The organism is Buttiauxella sp. WJP83 (genome assembly GCF_027594725.1).
Lineage (GTDB): Bacteria > Pseudomonadota > Gammaproteobacteria > Enterobacterales > Enterobacteriaceae > Buttiauxella > Buttiauxella selenatireducens.
On record NZ_CP110080.1, the window covers coordinates 4,035,882 to 4,053,144 of the forward strand.

A 17,263-nucleotide genomic window follows, 5' to 3' on the forward strand; every position below is an offset into this window, starting at 1 on the left:
TTCCAACATAACCCGCCTTCGGAGATAGCACCCGTTTATGATACGCCTCGCTGTTATTGGAACTAACTGGATCACACGTCAGTTCGTTGATGCTGCCCACGAAAGTGGCAAATATAAACTCACCGCGGTCTACTCCCGCTCGTTGGAACAGGCGCAATCCTTCGCCAGCGACTATCCGGTGGAACATCTTTTTACCGATCTTGAGGCGATGGCGAAAAGCGACGCGATAGATGCGGTTTACATCGCCAGCCCGAATTCCCTGCATTCTCCTCAAACGCTGCTGTTTTTAAGCCATAAAAAGCATGTGATTTGTGAGAAGCCACTCGCATCTAATTTACTTGAAGTGGAAAAGGCGATTGCCTGCGCTCGCGAAAACCAGGTGGTGTTGTTCGAGGCATTTAAAACCGCCAGCTTGCCGAACTTTATCGCCCTGCAGCAAGCGTTGCCAAAAGTGGGCAAAATCCGTAAAGCGCTGCTCAGCTATTGCCAGTACTCTTCGCGCTATCAGCGTTATCTGGATGGTGAAAACCCAAATACCTTTAATCCGGCGTTCTCGAACGGCTCGATTATGGATATCGGTTTTTACGTGCTGGCCTCTGCCGCCGCGTTGTGGGGCGAACCTAAATCGATTCATGCAACGGCAAGTCTTCTGGATAGTGGTGTCGATGCTCACGGTTCAGTGCAAATGAATTACGGTGATTTTGACGTGAATCTGCTGCATTCCAAAGTGAGCGATTCCGTAACCCCTAGCGAGATTCAGGGCGAGGCAGGTTCACTGGTTATCGAGAAAATCTCCGAATGCCAGCGAATCACTTTTATACCGCGTGGCGGAAAACCGCAGGATCTGACGCTGCCGCAGCATATCAATACTATGCTTTATGAAGCCGAAGTCTTTGCTCGTTTGGTTGCTGGCAATGAAGTTAATCACCCAGGTCTAGTCACATCGCGCATCACTGCAGCGCTAAGTACAGAAATCCGCGCGCAGACTGGTGTGAAATTCCCGGCGGATGAAGTGTCTGCACATTCACCAGCATGATATACCGGCGTAAAGCTATGTAAACCGAAGGGTGGAATGTTGACGAAATGTGTCAGATATAATAATTTCCCGCCCGCAAAGGGGAGTAACTTCTTCGTCGGTTAATCGTCATTACGGTGTTTAAAAAACAAACACCCGGTTACCGGGCAACATATATATGTCATGTATATATGTTGTAAGTGAGACCTTGCCGGAAGGCGAGATCCCTGTTGCAAGCATTAGCGGCTGGCGTCTTCCGACGTTGGCCGTTTTTGTTTTGTTTGAAGGAAACCCTTTTATGAATAGTGTCGGTACTCCATTACTGTGGGGCAGTTTTGCTGTCGTGGTCCTTATTATGTTGGCCATAGACCTGCTGCTTCAGGGTCGTAAAGGCTCACACACCATGACCATGAAGCAGGCGGCCGCGTGGTCCCTGGTTTGGGTTACGCTTTCGCTGCTGTTTAATGCGGCATTCTGGTGGTATCTCACCGGAACATCTGGCCGTGAAGTCGCAGACGCTCAGGCTCTCGCGTTCCTAACCGGCTATCTGATTGAAAAATCCCTCGCGGTGGATAACGTTTTTGTCTGGCTGATGTTGTTCAGCTATTTCGCCGTGCCTGCCGCTTTGCAGCGCCGCGTGCTGGTTTACGGTGTGCTGGGCGCGATTGTGCTGCGTACCGTGATGATCTTCGCGGGCAGCTGGCTGATTGCCCAGTTTGAATGGCTGCTGTATGTGTTCGGTGCCTTCTTGCTGTTCACCGGTATTAAGATGGCCTTCTCAAAAGAAGATGAAGGCGGCATTGGTGATAAACCGTTGGTGCGCTGGATTCGCGGCCACCTGCGCATGACGGATAAAATCGAAGGCGAAAAATTCTTCACCCGTAAAAATGGTGTGCTGTTCGCAACGCCTTTGCTTCTGGTATTGATTCTGGTTGAACTGAGTGACGTGATTTTCGCAGTCGACAGTATCCCCGCTATCTTCGCGGTAACGACTGACCCGTTCATCGTGCTGACATCAAACCTGTTTGCGATCCTCGGCTTGCGTGCAATGTACTTCCTGCTGGCAGGCGTGGCTGAGCGCTTCACAATGCTGAAGTACGGTTTGGCGATTATCCTGATATTTATCGGCGTGAAGATGATGATTGTCGATTTCTACCATATCCCTATCGCGATTTCGCTGGGTGTGGTCGGTGGAATACTGGCGTTGACCTTAATCATCAACGCTATCGTGAACTACCGTAACGATCAGAAGAAACTGGCGAAGTAATATTATCGACAGACTCCAGCCCCGCTTCGGCGGGGTTTTCTTTTGGTGACGCGCTATTTTTGCAAGTCAATTAGCGAGAGGGTATTAACTGAGCAATTTGTTGCTAATGTCACATATTTGTTAATGCATGGTTATAAAATCTAGCCCACACCGTAATTATCAGTGATTACCACTTACTACCCCGCGACATTTCCTTATACTCCACCAGGCAAACGCATTTATTACATCCGATCGGTAAAGTGCCTCAGAGCACAGATCGGGATGGGACGATATACAACACAGGAAGGGTATTCATGGCTACACAATCTCCAGGTCTTATCAAACGGCTGGCGCAAGGCAGTCTGGTCAAACAAATTCTCATTGGGTTGGTGCTGGGTATCGCGCTGGCGGCAGTTTCAAAACCAGCAGCCGTTGCTGCGGGTTTACTCGGCACATTGTTCGTTGGTGCACTGAAGGCCGTTGCGCCGGTGCTGGTTCTGATGCTGGTCATGGCGTCAATCACCAACCATAAGCACGGTCAGAAAACCAGCATTCGCCCGATTCTGGTCCTCTATCTTCTGGGAACGTTTACCGCTGCATTAACCGCAGTTGTGGTCAGCTTCCTGTTCCCTTCCACACTGCATCTGGTGACTGGCGCAACCGATATCACTCCGCCGTCAGGTATTGTGGAAGTTCTGCGTGACCTGCTCCTGAGCATGGTTGCCAACCCAATTAACGCGCTGCTAAACGCAAACTACATCGGCATTCTGGTGTGGGCTGTCGGTCTGGGCTTCGCGCTGCGTCACGGTAATGAAACCACTAAAAACCTGATTAATGATGTCTCCGATGCGGTGACCTTCATGGTTAAAGTGGTAATTCGTTTTGCCCCAATCGGTATTTTTGGCCTGGTAGCCTCAACACTTGCGACCACCGGCTTTGAAACACTGTGGAGCTATGCGCAGTTGCTGCTGGTGCTGGTAGGTTGCATGTTCGGCGTGGCACTCATCATCAACCCACTACTGGTGTTCGTGAAGATCCGCCGCAACCCTTACCCACTGGTGTTTGCTTGCCTGCGTGAAAGTGGCGTAACGGCCTTCTTCACCCGTAGTTCTGCGGCGAACATTCCCGTAAACATGGCGATGTGTGAAAAGCTGAATCTTGACCGCGATACCTATTCCGTCTCTATCCCGCTGGGCGCAACCATTAACATGGCAGGCGCGGCTATCACCATTACCGTTCTGACGCTGGCTGCGGTTAATACGCTGGGTGTACCGGTAGATTTGCCAACCGCGCTGCTGTTGAGTGTGGTGGCGTCACTGTGTGCTTGCGGGGCGTCGGGTGTGGCGGGTGGTTCTCTACTGCTGATCCCACTGGCTTGCGGCATGTTTGGTATCCCAAATGAGATTGCCATGCAGGTGGTTGCGGTTGGTTTCATCATCGGCGTATTGCAGGATTCTTGCGAAACCGCACTGAACTCCTCAACCGACGTGCTGTTTACTGCGGCGGCTTGCCAGGCAGAAGATGCACGCCTGGCTGATAATAATCCATTACGCGGTTAATGCTTCAAGCTCCCTGCCTTTCAAAGCAGGGAGCTTTACTCCTGCTGTTGCACTTCTTTTTCGACTTTAAACGGATCAATTCCCCGCCTTTGCATTCGCCAGAAGCGAATGATGTTCAAACCATTCATCACCAAAAAACTCCCTTCGATTAACGTGCCGCCAATCGAGCCCAACCAGAAGTTATGCGTTACCCAACAAGCGGTGGAACACCACATCACGCAGCGTGTCGTTAACCCTTTGCAGCGGAATAATGCCCAGGTACTGGCGACCGTCCCGGCAATCGGCAGTAATTCCATCGCATGGTTAAATTTAGCCAACCCTAATCCCAACGTCAGCGCGATGAAAATCCCCATCACCCACAGGCTTCGAGTGCGCAGAGAGATAACGGTTCGCAGCGCATTAAGCTCCGCACTCATGCCCGCCGGACTTGCACCCATCAAAAAGAAGTGAATACCGATAATGGCGCTGTAACCCGCCAGTTGTAGCTTGAAACGCCGTTCATCACGATTGATGAACGTGGTAATGCCAACCACAAAGGCGAGAACGCCGACGCCCTGGGCTACCCAATACGCGGTCATGACTAATCCTTGAGAGTAAAAACGAGGCGAAAAAAAACGGCATTTTAAAAATCAAAATGCCGTTTCATGTTAACACCTGACGGGCTATTTACAACGTGACGCCGCTTTTAAAGATCGCCAACTCGCGGAAATCATTACGTTCGTTACACGTTTTTTTGCCGTTCGCGATATCCACGATGGTGTCGATAAACTCGGTTAGCAAAGTATTCATGTCGCTACCGTGCAGCAGTTTTCCCGCGTCAAAATCAATCCAGTGTGGCTTTTTGGTCGCCAATTCACTGTTGGTCGCGATTTTAACGGTTGGCACAAAGCCGCCGTATGGCGTGCCACGTCCGGTGCTGAACAGCACCATGTGGCAACCCGCGCCGGCAAGGGCACTGGTGGCAACGGCATCGTTACCTGGTGCGCTTAACAGATTCAGGCCAGGCGTTTTCAGACGCTCGCCATAACGCAGGACATCAACAACCTCACTCTCACCGGCTTTTTGCGTGCAGCCGAGGGATTTTTCTTCGAGCGTGGTGATACCGCCAGCTTTGTTCCCTGGTGATGGGTTCTCATAAATAGGCTGGTTGTGTTCGATGAAGTATTGTTTGAAGTCGTTCACCATGGTGACGGTTTTTTCAAACGTGGCTTCGTCGCGGCAATGACTCATCAGAATGCGTTCTGCACCAAACATTTCCGGGACTTCCGTCAGCACTGTCGTGCCGCCGTTCGCCACCATATAGTCTGAGAAACGCCCCAGCATTGGGTTGGCCGTAATCCCGGACAAACCGTCTGAACCACCACATTCGAGGCCGAATTTGAGTTCGCTGATTTTGCCAGGTTCGCGTTTGTCATGGCGCATCACTTCATACAGCTCTTGCAATTGCTCAAGCCCGGCTTCCACTTCGTCGTCTTGCTGCTGGCAAACCATAAAGTGAACGCGAGAAGCATCGTATTCACCCAGCGTTTCGCGGAAGGCACTCACCTGGTTGTTTTCACAACCCAGGCCAATCACCAGCACTGCGCCCGCATTGGGATGATGCACCATGTTTTGCAGCATAGTGCGAGTGTTGATGTGGTCTTCACCCAGTTGTGAGCAACCGAACGGATGGCTGAACAAGAAGACACCGTCGATATCTTCGGCGTCATTATTCTGTTTCAGGAAACGGTTCTGGATCTGACGCGCAATGCCATTTACACAGCCCACGGTTGGCAGGATCCACAACTCATTACGTACACCCACAGATCCGTTGTCGCGGCGATAAACGCTCACTTCGCGGTCTGCGGCCTGGCTTGCCAGAGCTTGGAAATCAGGTTGATAGCGATACTCATCCAAGTCGCTCAGATTCGTACGCGCGTTGTGTGAGTGAATGTGCTCACCGGCCTCAATAGTGGCCAAAGCGTGGCCAATCGGCAAACCGTACTTCACCACATTCTCGCCCTGCGCAAGGGTGCCAAGCGCAAATTTGTGGCCGCGCAGCACCGGCTGGCGCAGGGTAATTTCTGTACCTTCAACGGTAACGACGTCACCTTCAGCCAGGTCCACTAACGCAACAGCGACGTTATCTTGCGTATGGATCTTGATGTATTGCATATCAACCTCAGAGCCTGATTAGTTCAGTTCAATGCCAAAGTAGTCTCGGGCATTGTTAAAGCAGATGTTTTCCACCATTTTGCCCAGCAACTGGATATCAGCTGGCGCTTCGCCCGCTTCAACCCAACGGCCAATCATCTGGCACAGGATGCGGCGGAAATATTCATGGCGGGTATATGACAGGAAGCTACGGCTATCCGTCAGCATACCGACGAAACGACTCAGCAGACCCAATTGCGCCAGCTGCGTCATTTGACGCTCCATGCCATCTTTCTGATCGTTGAACCACCAACCGGAACCAAACTGCATTTTTCCTGGCATCCCTTCGCCCTGGAAGTTGCCGATCATGGTGCCCAGCACTTCGTTATCGCGCGGGTTCAGGCAGTAAAGAATGGTTTTTGGCAGTTCGTTGTTTTCGTTCTGCTTACTGAGCAGGCGAGAAAGTTCTTCAGCCATTGGACGGTCGTTGATGGAGTCAAAGCCCACATCTGGCCCCAGCAGTTTGAACTGACGCAGGTTGTTATTGCGCAGCGCACCAATGTGATACTGCTGAACCCAACCACGACGGGTGTATTCTGCAGCCAGCCACACCAGAACCGCTGTTTTGAACTGGGCAACTTCATGCTCGGTTGGGGCAACACCTGAAAGACGACGAGCCAGAATGCCATCCAGAGTCGCTTCGTCTGCTTCGGCAAACAGCACCACGTCTAATGCGTGGTCAGAAACTTTACAGCCATGTGCTGCGAAGTGATCCAGACGCTTGCTCAGTGCGGTTTGCAGATCGCTGAAACGACGGATGTCGGTATCAGACACTTCGGCCAGCTTGCCCATGTACTCAGCAAAGGTCTCTTGTTCGATATTGAACGCTTTATCCGGGCGCCAGCTTGGCAGCACTTTGGTTTCAAAAGCGTCGAGCGCGATTTGGCGGTGGAAACGCAGGTCGTCGATAGGATCGTCAGTCGTACCGACCATTTTCACATTCATCTGCTTCATGATGCCACGCGCAGAGAAGCTATCCTGGGTCAGTAACTCATTACATTCGTTCCAGATTTCATCAGCAGTGGTTGGGGACAGCAGTTTGCCGGTGATGCCGAACGGACGACGCAGTTCGAGGTGAGTCCAGTGGTAAAGAGGGTTACCGATAGTGTGAGGAACCGTTGCAGCCCAGGCATCGAATTTCTCGCGGTCAGTCGCGTCACCCGTACAAAGACGCTCTTCCACACCGTTTGCACGCATACCGCGCCACTTATAGTGATCGCCTTTTAACCAGATGTCATACAGGTTTTTAAAGCGGTAATCTTCGGCAACTTGCTGTGGTGGTAAGTGGCAGTGATAGTCAAAAATTGGCTGATCGGCTGCAAACTCATGATACAAACGGCGAGCAAATTCGGTATCCAGCAAAAAATCTTCAGTCATAAACTGGGCCATTGTAGGGTTCCTCTGTTCATAGCAGTTCGATGCTTGCGCATAATGCAAATAAAGTTATCACACCAATTTCCAGAGGCCGAGTGGATTTTTGAGGCATTCGTCACAAAAACCACACTTTCATTGTTAATATTCTGTTTAAAAATAACCTATATCCCGCGCCACTTCTGGCCTACAAGGCCCTACTACCTTGGAGTGAGCAGATCGACACTTTTGTGATATCACTCAACTTTTAAAGCTGTATGACAAGTTATCTTTCTGCCGTCGCAATACAAAAGTAATGGAATTACATCAGACGCTGGCTTCACGAACAGCGCATCGCGGTACGGAAACCGAAGTTGCCACTGAGACTTTATTTTTTATGGCAAGGTACGGGGTCGTACCGGGTGACACCCCCGGATATGAACCCTCAAACAGAACACGCGCTCTGGCAGCAATGCCGGACGTGCAACCACACAACGTGCGGTTGTCTATAAGACGGGATGAAATTCAAAATGCGAAAGATTAAAGGCTTGCGCTGGTACATGATTGCCCTGGTTACCATGGGCACCATACTGGGTTATCTGACACGTAATACAATTGCAGCAGCTGCTCCAACCCTGATGGAAGAGCTGCACATTTCCACTCAGCAATATTCCTACATTATCGCAGCCTATTCGGCTGCCTATACCATTATGCAGCCTGTTGCTGGTTACGTGCTGGATGTACTGGGTACTAAAGTTGGCTACGCCTTCTTCGCTGTCGCATGGGCAATTTTCTGTGGTGCAACTGCACTCGCGGGAAGCTGGGGTGGCCTGGCTATCGCGCGTGGTGCCGTTGGTGCTGCTGAAGCCGCCATGATCCCTGCTGGCCTGAAAGCCAGTAGCGAGTGGTTCCCGGCTAAAGAGCGTTCAATCGCAGTGGGTTACTTCAACGTAGGTTCTTCAATCGGCGGCATGATCGCTCCTCCATTAGTGGTATGGGCGATTGTGATGCACAGCTGGCAGATGGCATTCATCATCTCAGGTGTGCTGAGCTTTGCCTGGGCAATGGCATGGTTGGTTTTCTACAAACACCCACGCGACCAGAAAAAACTGTCTGATGAAGAACGTGAGTACATCATTGGCGGTCAGGAAGCTCAACACCAGACCAACAACAGCAAAAAAATGAGCGCCTGGAAAATCGTGCAGAACCGTCAGTTCTGGGGGATTGCTCTGCCACGTTTCCTGGCAGAACCTGCATGGGGTACTTTCAACGCCTGGATCCCATTGTTCATGTTTAAAGTGTACGGCTTTGACCTGAAACACATTGCGATGTTTGCCTGGATGCCAATGCTGTTTGCTGACCTAGGCTGTATCGTCGGCGGCTACCTGCCACCGCTGTTCCAACGCGTATTCGGCGTAAACCTGATTGTTTCTCGCAAAATGGTGGTGACCATGGGTGCAATCCTGATGATTGCTCCAGGTACCATCGGTCTGTTCACCAGCCCGTACGTTGCAATCGCTCTGCTGTGTATTGGTGGCTTTGCGCACCAGTCACTGTCTGGCGCACTGATTACACTCTCTTCTGACGTGTTTGGTCGTAACGAAGTGGCAACAGCGAATGGCCTGACCGGTATGGCAGCCTGGACTGCAAGCACCATGTTTGCTCTGGTGGTCGGTGCGTTGGCAGATACCATTGGCTTCAGCCCACTGTTTGCTGCTCTGGCGGTGTTTGATATCCTCGGCGCGATTGTTATCTGGACCGTGCTGCAAAACAAACCCATCAGTGAGTTAAATGACCAGCAAAAACCGAAGCAAGCGTTAGCTTAATCAACGTTTCAGTTAGCATTAAAAGCCGCCTTTTTGGCGGCTTTTATGTATCTGGAATATGGAGCCTAACTTTGAAAAGTGGTATAACAAATAAGGTTAACCGCAGGATCTTTCCCGGAGCTACAGATGGATATTATGGAACCACGTCGTCTTTATCAGCAATTGGCTGCTGAGCTTAAACAACGCATTGAAAACGGTGTTTATTTGGTGGGTGAAAAACTCCCGGCCGAGCGCTTTATTGCTGAAGAAAAGAACGTCAGCCGCACTGTGGTTCGTGAAGCCATTATCATGCTGGAAGTCGAAGGATACGTCGAAGTACGCAAAGGCTCCGGCATCCATGTCATTGCCAATCAGGCGAAATACACCACGCTTCCAGATGAACAGTTTGAATTCGCCAATTTTGGTCCGTTTGAGCTGCTGCAAGCTCGCCAACTGATTGAGAGCAATATCGCTGAATTTGCGGCGACTCAAGTCACCAAGCAAGATATCGTCAAGCTCATGGAAATTCAGGAAATGGCGCGTAATGAGCACAATTTCAAGGATTCAGAATGGGACCTTCATTTCCACACTCAGGTAGCTCTTGCGTCGCAAAATAGCGCCCTCGCCGCCATCGTGGAAAAAATGTGGAGCCAACGTATCCACAATCCATACTGGAAGAAATTGCATGAGCATATTGATAAGCGCACCGCTGACAACTGGTGTGACGATCACGACCAGATCCTTAAAGCATTGATTCGTAAAGACCCGCATGCCGCTAAACTGGCGATGTGGCAACACCTCGAAAACACCAAGCAAATGTTATTTGATGCGACCAGTGATGACTTCGAATTTAACGCTGATCGCTACTTATTTGCTGATAATCCGGTAATTCATCTCGATACTGCGGCAAACGGACAAAAATAGTTATTTCCCCGCGCGAGGGTAAGCAAACCAACCAATAGTGTCAGCGTTTGTAAATACCCTCGCCAGCACCTCAGCGAGTCATCAAAATCAATCCTCGGCAAAGCACAAATACTGTGACGCCTCACGCAGAGCTTTGTTACAATTAGATGCATTTTCACCGTCGGTGTAAGCTTTATTTTTCACCTACCGGAACACGTTAAAACGGAACTGTAGCCTGTTTGGGTAATAAGCGGTGGGTTGCAATCGGCAACAGCACATTAAAACAACACAAATAATGCCGTGCTTCACCAATCTGACTTTGATCAGCGGTCATAACCGATGTACCAGGAACACTGAATGGAACTTTTCACGCAATTATTGAACGCACTATGGAACCAGGATTTTGAAACGCTCGCCAATCCAGGAATGATTGGCATGCTTTACTTCGTATTATTCATGATTTTATTCCTTGAAAATGGCCTGCTTCCAGCAGCTTTCTTGCCTGGTGACAGTTTGTTGGTTTTGGTCGGTGTCCTGATTGCCAAAGGGGCAATGGGTTTTCCAGAAACCGTCATCCTGTTAACCACCGCCGCAAGCCTCGGATGTTGGCTCAGTTATATTCAAGGGCGCTGGCTAGGAAACACGCGCATAGTGCAGAATTGGCTTTCCCACCTCCCTGCTCACTATCATCAACGCGCGCACAACTTATTCCATAAACATGGCTTGTCTGCGTTACTGATTGGCCGTTTTATTGCTTTTGTTCGTACCCTGCTACCCACTATTGCCGGTTTATCAGGTCTGAATAATGCACGCTTCCAGTTTTTCAACTGGATGAGTGGATTGTTATGGGTTCTGATTTTGACCACGTTGGGATATCTGCTCGGCAAAACGCCTGTATTCCTGAAATATGAAGATGCATTGATGTCCTGCCTGATGCTGTTACCCGTCGTGTTGCTGGTATTCGGCCTGATCGGTTCGTTGATTGTGCTTTGGCGTAAAAAATACGGTAGCCGCAGTTAAGAGGGATAACGATGAAAACACACTTTTTTCGTGGCCTGCGGGCCACGACGCTGATCGGTGTTGTTGCTATCGCCGCCATATTGATATGGTCAGGAATGCAACGCACTGAATCTACATTGGAAATCCGCTCCAGCCAACAAGGTATCAGCATGCCTGATGGCTTTTTTGTCTGGCATCATCTTGATGCCAACGGGATTCGCTTCAAAAGCATTACCCCTGAAAACAATTCTTTATTGATCAAGTTTGAATCAAGTGCGCAAAGTGAAGCCGCAAAAGTCGTGTTGTACAGAACCCTGCCACACGGTTACGTCATCGCCCAACAAGAAGAAGAAGACAACGCCAGTAGCTGGCTGACGCGCGTGCTCAACGAAAATATTCGCATCGGTTAATCTTTTCCTGAAATCCTAATTTGTTAATAGGGATTGGGTTTTTACTCAATTTCTGACTATGCTTGGTCTTACTTATATTGTTAAACCTCACCCTTTTCGCCGTATTTCTGGACTTTATGTGTGCTTAACCTCATGGCTAAACGTACATCACAATGGAAGGTTTTTATCATGAACACTCGTACCGTATTGGCTATCGCTTTGTTATCTATGACCTCTTTAGCGCAAGCAAGCTCGCTATGTAGTGAAAAAGAGCAGGATATCCAGCGTGAAATTGGCTATGCGGAGAAGCATCATAATCAAAGTCGTGTTGATGGGCTTAACAAAGCGTTGAAAGAAGTCCGCGCCAATTGTACCGACAGCAGTTTACGCGCGGCTCATCAGAAGAAAATCAACGAGCAAAAAGCTGAGATCACCGAACGCAAAGCAGACCTTAAAGAAGCTCGAGCAAAAGGCGACGCTGATAAAATTTCTAAGCGTGAACAGAAGCTCTCCGAAGCTGAGCATGAGCTCAAAACTTTACAGGCTCGTGATTACTAAATTCCTTCAATAAAAGTTACCGCCAAACTTCAAAGACCTGGAGAAAATTATGTCAAAAGATACTACATCAGAACACTTGCGCGCTGAGTTGAAATCCCTGGCAGATACCCTGGAAGAAGTGCTGAGTGCATCGACGGACAAGTCTAAATCCGAACTCGAAAGACTGCGTGGTAAAGCGGAAAAAGCATTGAAAGAAAGCCGCGTACGTCTGGGTGATACCAGCGATGTGATTGCTAAACAAACACGTGAAGCGGCTGCCAAAGCTGACGATTATGTCCGTGAAAATCCGTGGACCGGCGTGGGCATTGGTGCGGCGATTGGCGTCGTGCTCGGTGTTTTGCTGACTCGTCGTTAATTATGCCTGAATCCCGTCAAACACAAGGGCCGGGTAAAAGCGTCCTCGGTATAGGCCAACGCCTCGTCACTATCATTGTTGGGATGGTGGAAACGCGCTTACGCCTTGCGGTGGTTGAGCTTGAAGAGGAGAAAGCTCATCTTGTTCAGCTGCTGCTCATGCTCGGGTTAACCATGCTGTTTGCAGCATTCGGGTTAATGAGCCTGGTGGTGCTGGTTTTCTGGGCCGTCGAACCGCAGTACCGTCTGAATGCCATGATCGCAACGACTGTCGTTTTACTGGCACTGGCGTTAATCGGCGGCATCTGGACGCTGCGTAAATCTCGCCAGTCCACGCTGCTTCGTCATACCCGCCGCGAGCTGGAAAATGACCGTGCATTGCTGGAAGATGACTAAACATGAGCAAACGTGAACTTGATCAGCGCAAAGCACTTCTACTCAGCCAGATTCAGCAACAACGGCTGGACTTAAGCGCTGGAAGCCGTAACTGGCTTGAGGCGACTGATGCTTACGACCGCGGCTGGAACACGTTATTAAGCTTGCGTAGTTATGCTTTGATTGCCAGCAGCGTTATGGCTATCTGGACGGTGCGCCACCCAAGTTTTCTGATGCGTTGGGCCAGACGCGGCTTTGGAGCCTGGAGCGCATGGCGCTTGATCCGCAACACAATTCAACAACAGTCACATTAACGTACCTATACCCAACGGATTTCGAGTTGCAGGAAGGCGGCCAACGAGCGAATCCCGATGAGCTTACACAAGTAAGTGATTCGGGTGAACGAGAGCAGCTAACGCGCCTGCAGCTCGAAAGACATGGGTATTCAGTATTATTGAAGAACATCGACAATAATCCTTGCTAACAATCCTTTAACGTCACGTCTATTATCCTCCACATCAACCGCAATCAACGGTAACTGCCGGAAATTGCAAAGACAAACATCGTTGGGCTGATAGCACCCACAAGAGATTCGCTGGAGAGTAAAATGAAAAAATTAGATGATGCAGGTGTACTGTTAGCTCGTGTTCTGATGCCGATTCTGTTCATCGTTGCAGGCTGGGGCAAAATTAATGGTTACGCTGGCACTCAACAATACATGGAAGCGATGGGCGTCCCAGGTTTCTTGTTGCCACTGACTATTCTGCTTGAGTTTGGCGGCGGTCTGGCAATTCTGTTCGGCTTTTTCACTCGTACCACAGCGATTATTACTGCGGTGTTTACCATCCTGACAGCGTTCCTGTTCCACGGTAACTTTGCTGAAGGCATGAACTCCACCATGTTTATGAAAAACTTCACCATCGCCGGTGGTTACCTGTTACTGGCAATCTTCGGGCCGGGCGCATACAGCATCGACCGCCTGCTGAAGAAAAACTGGTAAGGCTCTATACTGAATTGAATAAAAGCGAAGGTTAACCCCTTCGCTTTTTTTGTTTTTAAGGTCTATGAAGAGGTAAGAAACATGGGACAGCTTATTGATGGCGTCTGGCATGATGTCTGGTACGACACCAAATCAACCGGTGGCAACTTCAAACGTTCTGAATCACAGTTTCGCAACTGGCTGACTGCCGATGGCGAACCCGGCCCGAACGGCAAAGGTGGCTTCGCCGCGGAGAAAGATCGTTACCATCTCTATGTTTCCCTCGCCTGTCCGTGGGCGCATCGCACCTTAATCATGCGAGCCTTAAAAGGCCTCGAATCTTTTATCACGGTTTCGGTGGTAAACCCGCTGATGTTGCAGGATGGCTGGACGTTCGATGACGATTTCCCGAACGCGACCGGCGATGGCTTATACCAACACGAATATCTCTATCAACTCTATCTGCAAGCCGACCCAAACTACACTGGCCGCGTCACCGTTCCGGTTTTATGGGATAAGAAAACCCAGACTATCGTCAGTAACGAATCCGCAGAAATTATTCGTATGCTCAATACCGCGTTTGATGCCAAAGGGGCTCGCGCTGGTGATTATTATCCGCCACCGTTACGCAGTAAAATTGATGAGCTGAATACCTGGATTTACGACACGATTAATAACGGCGTGTATAAGGCCGGTTTCGCCACCTCGCAAGAAGCTTATGATGAAGCAGTGACAAAAGTGTTTGAATCACTGGCACGCGTGGAGCAAATCCTGGGGCAGCACCGCTATTTAACCGGCGACCAATTTACTGAAGCCGATATTCGCCTGTGGACAACACTGGTACGTTTCGACCCGGTCTATGTCACTCACTTTAAATGCGATAAACACCGCATTAGCGATTACCTGAATGTGTACGGATTCCTGCGGGATATTTATCAGATGCAGGGCGTTGCAGAAACCGTCGATTTCGCCCATATACGCAATCACTATTACCGTAGCCATAAAACCATTAACCCGACGGGTATTATCTCCATTGGGCCGGCGCAAGATTTAAATGAGCCACATGGTCGCGATGAGCGGTTTAACAAAGGTTGATAAATTTCATTCACGCTATGATTTACGCAAAATTCATTCACGGCTATTCTTGAAATAGATTGATAGAAAATCAAGGCGGGCTACAAATGGATTGGTATTTCAAAGTATTAAGAAATTACGTTGGCTTTAGTGGGCGTGCACGCCGCAAAGAATACTGGATGTTCATCCTTGTAAACCTGGTTCTGACAGGGGTATTGAGCATTCTGGATAAGATGTTAGGCCTGCGTATTGCGGGGGATGAAGGTGCGCTCACCACCATTTACGGTGTGCTCGTCATCTTGCCTTACTGGGCCGTACAGTTCCGGCGCTTGCACGATACCGATCGTTCAGCCTGGTGGCTTTTACTGCTGTTAATTCCGGTAGTCGGTTGGCTGATTATTCTGGTGTTTAACTGCCAGAACGGCACGCCGGGCGAAAACAGGTTTGGGCGTGATCCAAAAGAAATGGATGCACGACTGGTCAGCGAGTAACAAATTGTGGCGGGTGGCGCAGCGCTAACCCGCCCTACAATAATATATTATTTCAATAATTTAGGTATCTCACGCAGGCACCAGGCTTTCGCCTCGCCCATGCTATCGCGTCGCCACGCCATAATAATGTCAATTTCGTTGGTGTACTCAGGGCTCACGACGCGTAAACGCCCTTCGGCAATATCCTGTTCCACGAAGGGATAAGGCATGGTCGCCACACCAAGCCCTGCCAACAGTGCCTGACGCTTATCTTCCATGCTACTCACCGTCAGACGCGGCTGTTTCTCCAGTAATCGCACCGTCAACACTGGGCGTTCACGTGCGGTATCTGCCACTGCAATTCCACGATACTTAACGCGAGTCACTTCCGAAAGCGGTTCCGGTTCGTTATGGATCGGGTGGTCAGGTGCCGCAACATAAACGCTCATCACTTTGTAGAGTTTGCGCGAGTTGATTTCCGAAGATGAACGGAAATGCAGATCGGGGGCAATGACAATATCAGCTTGCCCCTGCTCCAGACGCTCCCAAGAACCCGCCAATACCTCGGTAATAATCGACAACTGGGTATCCGCTTTATCCGCAAGCTTCTCCACCAGGGGATATAATTTAGTCGCCGGCACCAGGGCTTCAGTCACGATAGTCAGATGGGTTTCCCAACCCCGTGCCAGCGCTTCGGCATCGGTAGTCAGTTTGTCAGCCGCTTCGAGCAAAACACGCCCACGCTCCAGCAACATACGCCCGACATTGGTAAATTTAGTGCGATGACCAGACCGGTCAAACAACACAACATCCAATTCTTCTTCAAGCTTCTGCATGGTGTAACTCAGTGCCGACGGCACACGCCCCAGCTCATCAGCAGCAGCGGCGAAACTCCCACGCCTGTCAATTGCATCCATTACCCGCAATGCTTCCAGCGTCAATGCTCTCTCTTTAGCCATGGGGTTCTCATTCAGGAAATTTGAACATACCCAGCAGATTAACTGGCTAACAATGCAGCGTCCAGAGTTTTACCATGGGCATAGTGTAAAAAGAGGTCAAGAAATTATGATTACGCCAAGAACTGCCAAACAATGCGGAAAAGCAGACTATGGATGGCTCCAGGCCCGCTATACCTTTTCATTCGGTCACTATTTCGACCCGAAATTGCTGGGCTATGCTTCGTTGCGCGTACTCAATCAGGAAGTGTTAGCACCAGGCGCGTCATTCCAGCCACGTACCTATCCAAAGGTCGATATTCTTAATTTGATTCTGGAAGGCGAAGCGGAATACCGCGACAGCGAAGGTAACCACGTTCAGGCTAAAGCGGGTGAAGCTCTGCTGCTTTCCACCCAACCAGGGCTTAGCTATAGCGAGCATAATCTCAGTAAAGAAAATTCACTGACACGCATGCAACTGTGGCTTGATGCATGCCCGGAACGTGAAAATGCACTGGTGCAAAAAATCACGCTGGCAAACCAGCCACAGCAATTACTGGCCTCACCTGATGGCAGCCAGGAGAGCCTGCAATTACGCCAGCAGGTGTGGATTCACCAGATTGAACTCGAGAAAGGTCAGCAGTTAAGTTTCCAGTTACATGGCCCACGTGCGTATTTGCAGTCAATTCATGGCACGGTTCATGCGGTGACTTCTACCGAAGAAAAAGAAGGGCTTACCTGTGGTGACGGCGCTTTTATTCGTGATGAGGCTAACATTACGCTGGTTGCAGATACCCCATTGCGCGCATTGCTGATAGATTTACCGGTCTGACCAGTGCCAACGTTAGACCAACAGGAGTTATCAGTGAGCAAAAAACTGGCTACCCGGAAGAGCGCAAAAAAAGCAACGCCATCGCCTGTGGCAGCGGTTGCCATTGTCACGGCAACCGCTGAATCAGAACTCAGTTACGACGAAATGTTGAACGAACTGGAAGCCATTGTTATCGACGCGGATGCACGGTTAGCAGAAGAAGAAGCCAGCTTGTAGCATCCCGTTTT

20 protein-coding genes are annotated in these 17,263 nt (G+C 49.9%); 16 read left to right on the top strand and 4 right to left on the bottom strand.

Annotated features, from left to right (window positions below):
- The first annotated feature begins 37 nt into the window (after positions 1-37).
- The 3 genes from OH773_RS18605 to sstT all read left to right on the top strand — a co-directional run bounded on the left by OH773_RS18605 (position 38) and on the right by sstT (position 3,820).
- Complete coding sequence (locus OH773_RS18605) at positions 38-1,036, top strand: Gfo/Idh/MocA family protein (RefSeq protein ID WP_270140827.1); 999 nt, start codon at positions 38-40, stop codon at positions 1,034-1,036.
- A gap of 277 nt (positions 1,037-1,313) precedes the next feature.
- Positions 1,314-2,282 carry a TerC family protein gene (locus tag OH773_RS18610; RefSeq protein ID WP_270140829.1) on the top strand — a complete coding sequence of 323 codons (969 nt, stop codon included), beginning with the start codon at positions 1,314-1,316 and terminating at the stop codon, positions 2,280-2,282.
- A gap of 293 nt (positions 2,283-2,575) precedes the next feature.
- Positions 2,576-3,820, top strand: a complete 1,245-nt coding sequence (gene sstT / locus OH773_RS18615; RefSeq protein ID WP_270140831.1) for a serine/threonine transporter SstT — start codon at positions 2,576-2,578, stop codon at positions 3,818-3,820.
- 35 nt (positions 3,821-3,855) lie between these two features.
- Here sstT and OH773_RS18620 read toward each other — a convergent pair whose 3' ends face one another.
- From OH773_RS18620 to uxaC, 3 genes are all read right to left on the bottom strand, one after another.
- Positions 3,856-4,398 carry a YgjV family protein gene (locus OH773_RS18620; RefSeq protein WP_270140833.1) on the bottom strand — a complete coding sequence of 181 codons (543 nt, stop codon included), beginning with the start codon at positions 4,396-4,398 and terminating at the stop codon, positions 3,856-3,858.
- Positions 4,399-4,486: 88 nt separating this feature from the next.
- Complete coding sequence (locus tag OH773_RS18625) at positions 4,487-5,974, bottom strand: UxaA family hydrolase (protein ID WP_270140835.1); 1,488 nt, start codon at positions 5,972-5,974, stop codon at positions 4,487-4,489.
- 18 nt (positions 5,975-5,992) lie between these two features.
- Positions 5,993-7,402, bottom strand: coding sequence for a glucuronate isomerase (gene uxaC / locus OH773_RS18630; RefSeq protein ID WP_270140837.1), 1,410 nt, complete (start codon positions 7,400-7,402; stop codon positions 5,993-5,995).
- 491 nt (positions 7,403-7,893) lie between these two features.
- Between uxaC and OH773_RS18635 the strand changes: the two genes are divergently transcribed.
- The 11 genes from OH773_RS18635 to OH773_RS18685 all read left to right on the top strand — a co-directional run bounded on the left by OH773_RS18635 (position 7,894) and on the right by OH773_RS18685 (position 15,290).
- The gene (locus tag OH773_RS18635) at positions 7,894-9,189 is read left to right on the top strand and encodes an MFS transporter (protein WP_270140839.1); all 1,296 of its coding nucleotides are present in this window, start codon (positions 7,894-7,896) and stop codon (positions 9,187-9,189) included.
- Between the two features lie 126 nt (positions 9,190-9,315).
- On the top strand, positions 9,316-10,092 hold the full coding sequence (gene exuR / locus OH773_RS18640) for a transcriptional regulator ExuR (RefSeq protein WP_270140841.1): 777 nt from the start codon (positions 9,316-9,318) through the stop codon (positions 10,090-10,092).
- Between the two features lie 336 nt (positions 10,093-10,428).
- Complete coding sequence (gene yqjA, locus OH773_RS18645) at positions 10,429-11,091, top strand: DedA family general envelope maintenance protein YqjA (RefSeq protein WP_183272654.1); 663 nt, start codon at positions 10,429-10,431, stop codon at positions 11,089-11,091.
- 11 nt (positions 11,092-11,102) lie between these two features.
- A complete protein-coding gene (gene mzrA / locus OH773_RS18650) occupies positions 11,103-11,480 on the top strand; it encodes an EnvZ/OmpR regulon moderator MzrA (protein WP_270140844.1) in 378 nt (125 codons plus the stop codon).
- A 168-nt stretch (positions 11,481-11,648) separates the two neighbouring features.
- Positions 11,649-12,017, top strand: coding sequence for a DUF1090 domain-containing protein (locus OH773_RS18655; protein ID WP_270140846.1), 369 nt, complete (start codon positions 11,649-11,651; stop codon positions 12,015-12,017).
- A gap of 49 nt (positions 12,018-12,066) precedes the next feature.
- Positions 12,067-12,372: a DUF883 family protein gene (locus OH773_RS18660; RefSeq protein ID WP_270140849.1), complete on the top strand. Its 306-nt coding sequence runs from the start codon at positions 12,067-12,069 to the stop codon at positions 12,370-12,372.
- A gap of 2 nt (positions 12,373-12,374) precedes the next feature.
- Positions 12,375-12,767, top strand: coding sequence for a phage holin family protein (locus OH773_RS18665; protein ID WP_270140851.1), 393 nt, complete (start codon positions 12,375-12,377; stop codon positions 12,765-12,767).
- 2 nt (positions 12,768-12,769) lie between these two features.
- Entirely contained in the window at positions 12,770-13,060 is a 291-nt protein-coding gene (locus tag OH773_RS18670; protein WP_270140853.1) for a YqjK-like family protein, read from the top strand.
- Positions 13,061-13,353: 293 nt separating this feature from the next.
- The gene (locus tag OH773_RS18675) at positions 13,354-13,746 is read left to right on the top strand and encodes a DoxX family protein (protein WP_183272649.1); all 393 of its coding nucleotides are present in this window, start codon (positions 13,354-13,356) and stop codon (positions 13,744-13,746) included.
- An 81-nt stretch (positions 13,747-13,827) separates the two neighbouring features.
- Positions 13,828-14,820, top strand: a complete 993-nt coding sequence (locus tag OH773_RS18680; RefSeq protein ID WP_270140856.1) for a glutathione S-transferase family protein — start codon at positions 13,828-13,830, stop codon at positions 14,818-14,820.
- Between the two features lie 86 nt (positions 14,821-14,906).
- Positions 14,907-15,290 carry a DUF805 domain-containing protein gene (locus tag OH773_RS18685; protein WP_270140860.1) on the top strand — a complete coding sequence of 128 codons (384 nt, stop codon included), beginning with the start codon at positions 14,907-14,909 and terminating at the stop codon, positions 15,288-15,290.
- A 47-nt stretch (positions 15,291-15,337) separates the two neighbouring features.
- Here the strand turns inward: OH773_RS18685 and OH773_RS18690 are convergent, their stop codons facing one another.
- Positions 15,338-16,228 (bottom strand): LysR family transcriptional regulator, encoded by an 891-nt coding sequence (locus OH773_RS18690; RefSeq protein WP_183272646.1) that lies wholly within the window; start codon positions 16,226-16,228, stop codon positions 15,338-15,340.
- 106 nt (positions 16,229-16,334) lie between these two features.
- Between OH773_RS18690 and OH773_RS18695 the strand changes: the two genes are divergently transcribed.
- Both OH773_RS18695 and OH773_RS18700 read left to right on the top strand, forming a co-directional pair.
- Entirely contained in the window at positions 16,335-17,036 is a 702-nt protein-coding gene (locus OH773_RS18695) for a pirin family protein (RefSeq protein ID WP_270140863.1), read from the top strand.
- A gap of 33 nt (positions 17,037-17,069) precedes the next feature.
- Positions 17,070-17,252: a hypothetical protein gene (locus OH773_RS18700; RefSeq protein WP_442865621.1), complete on the top strand. Its 183-nt coding sequence runs from the start codon at positions 17,070-17,072 to the stop codon at positions 17,250-17,252.
- The last annotated feature ends 11 nt before the right edge of the window (positions 17,253-17,263 follow it).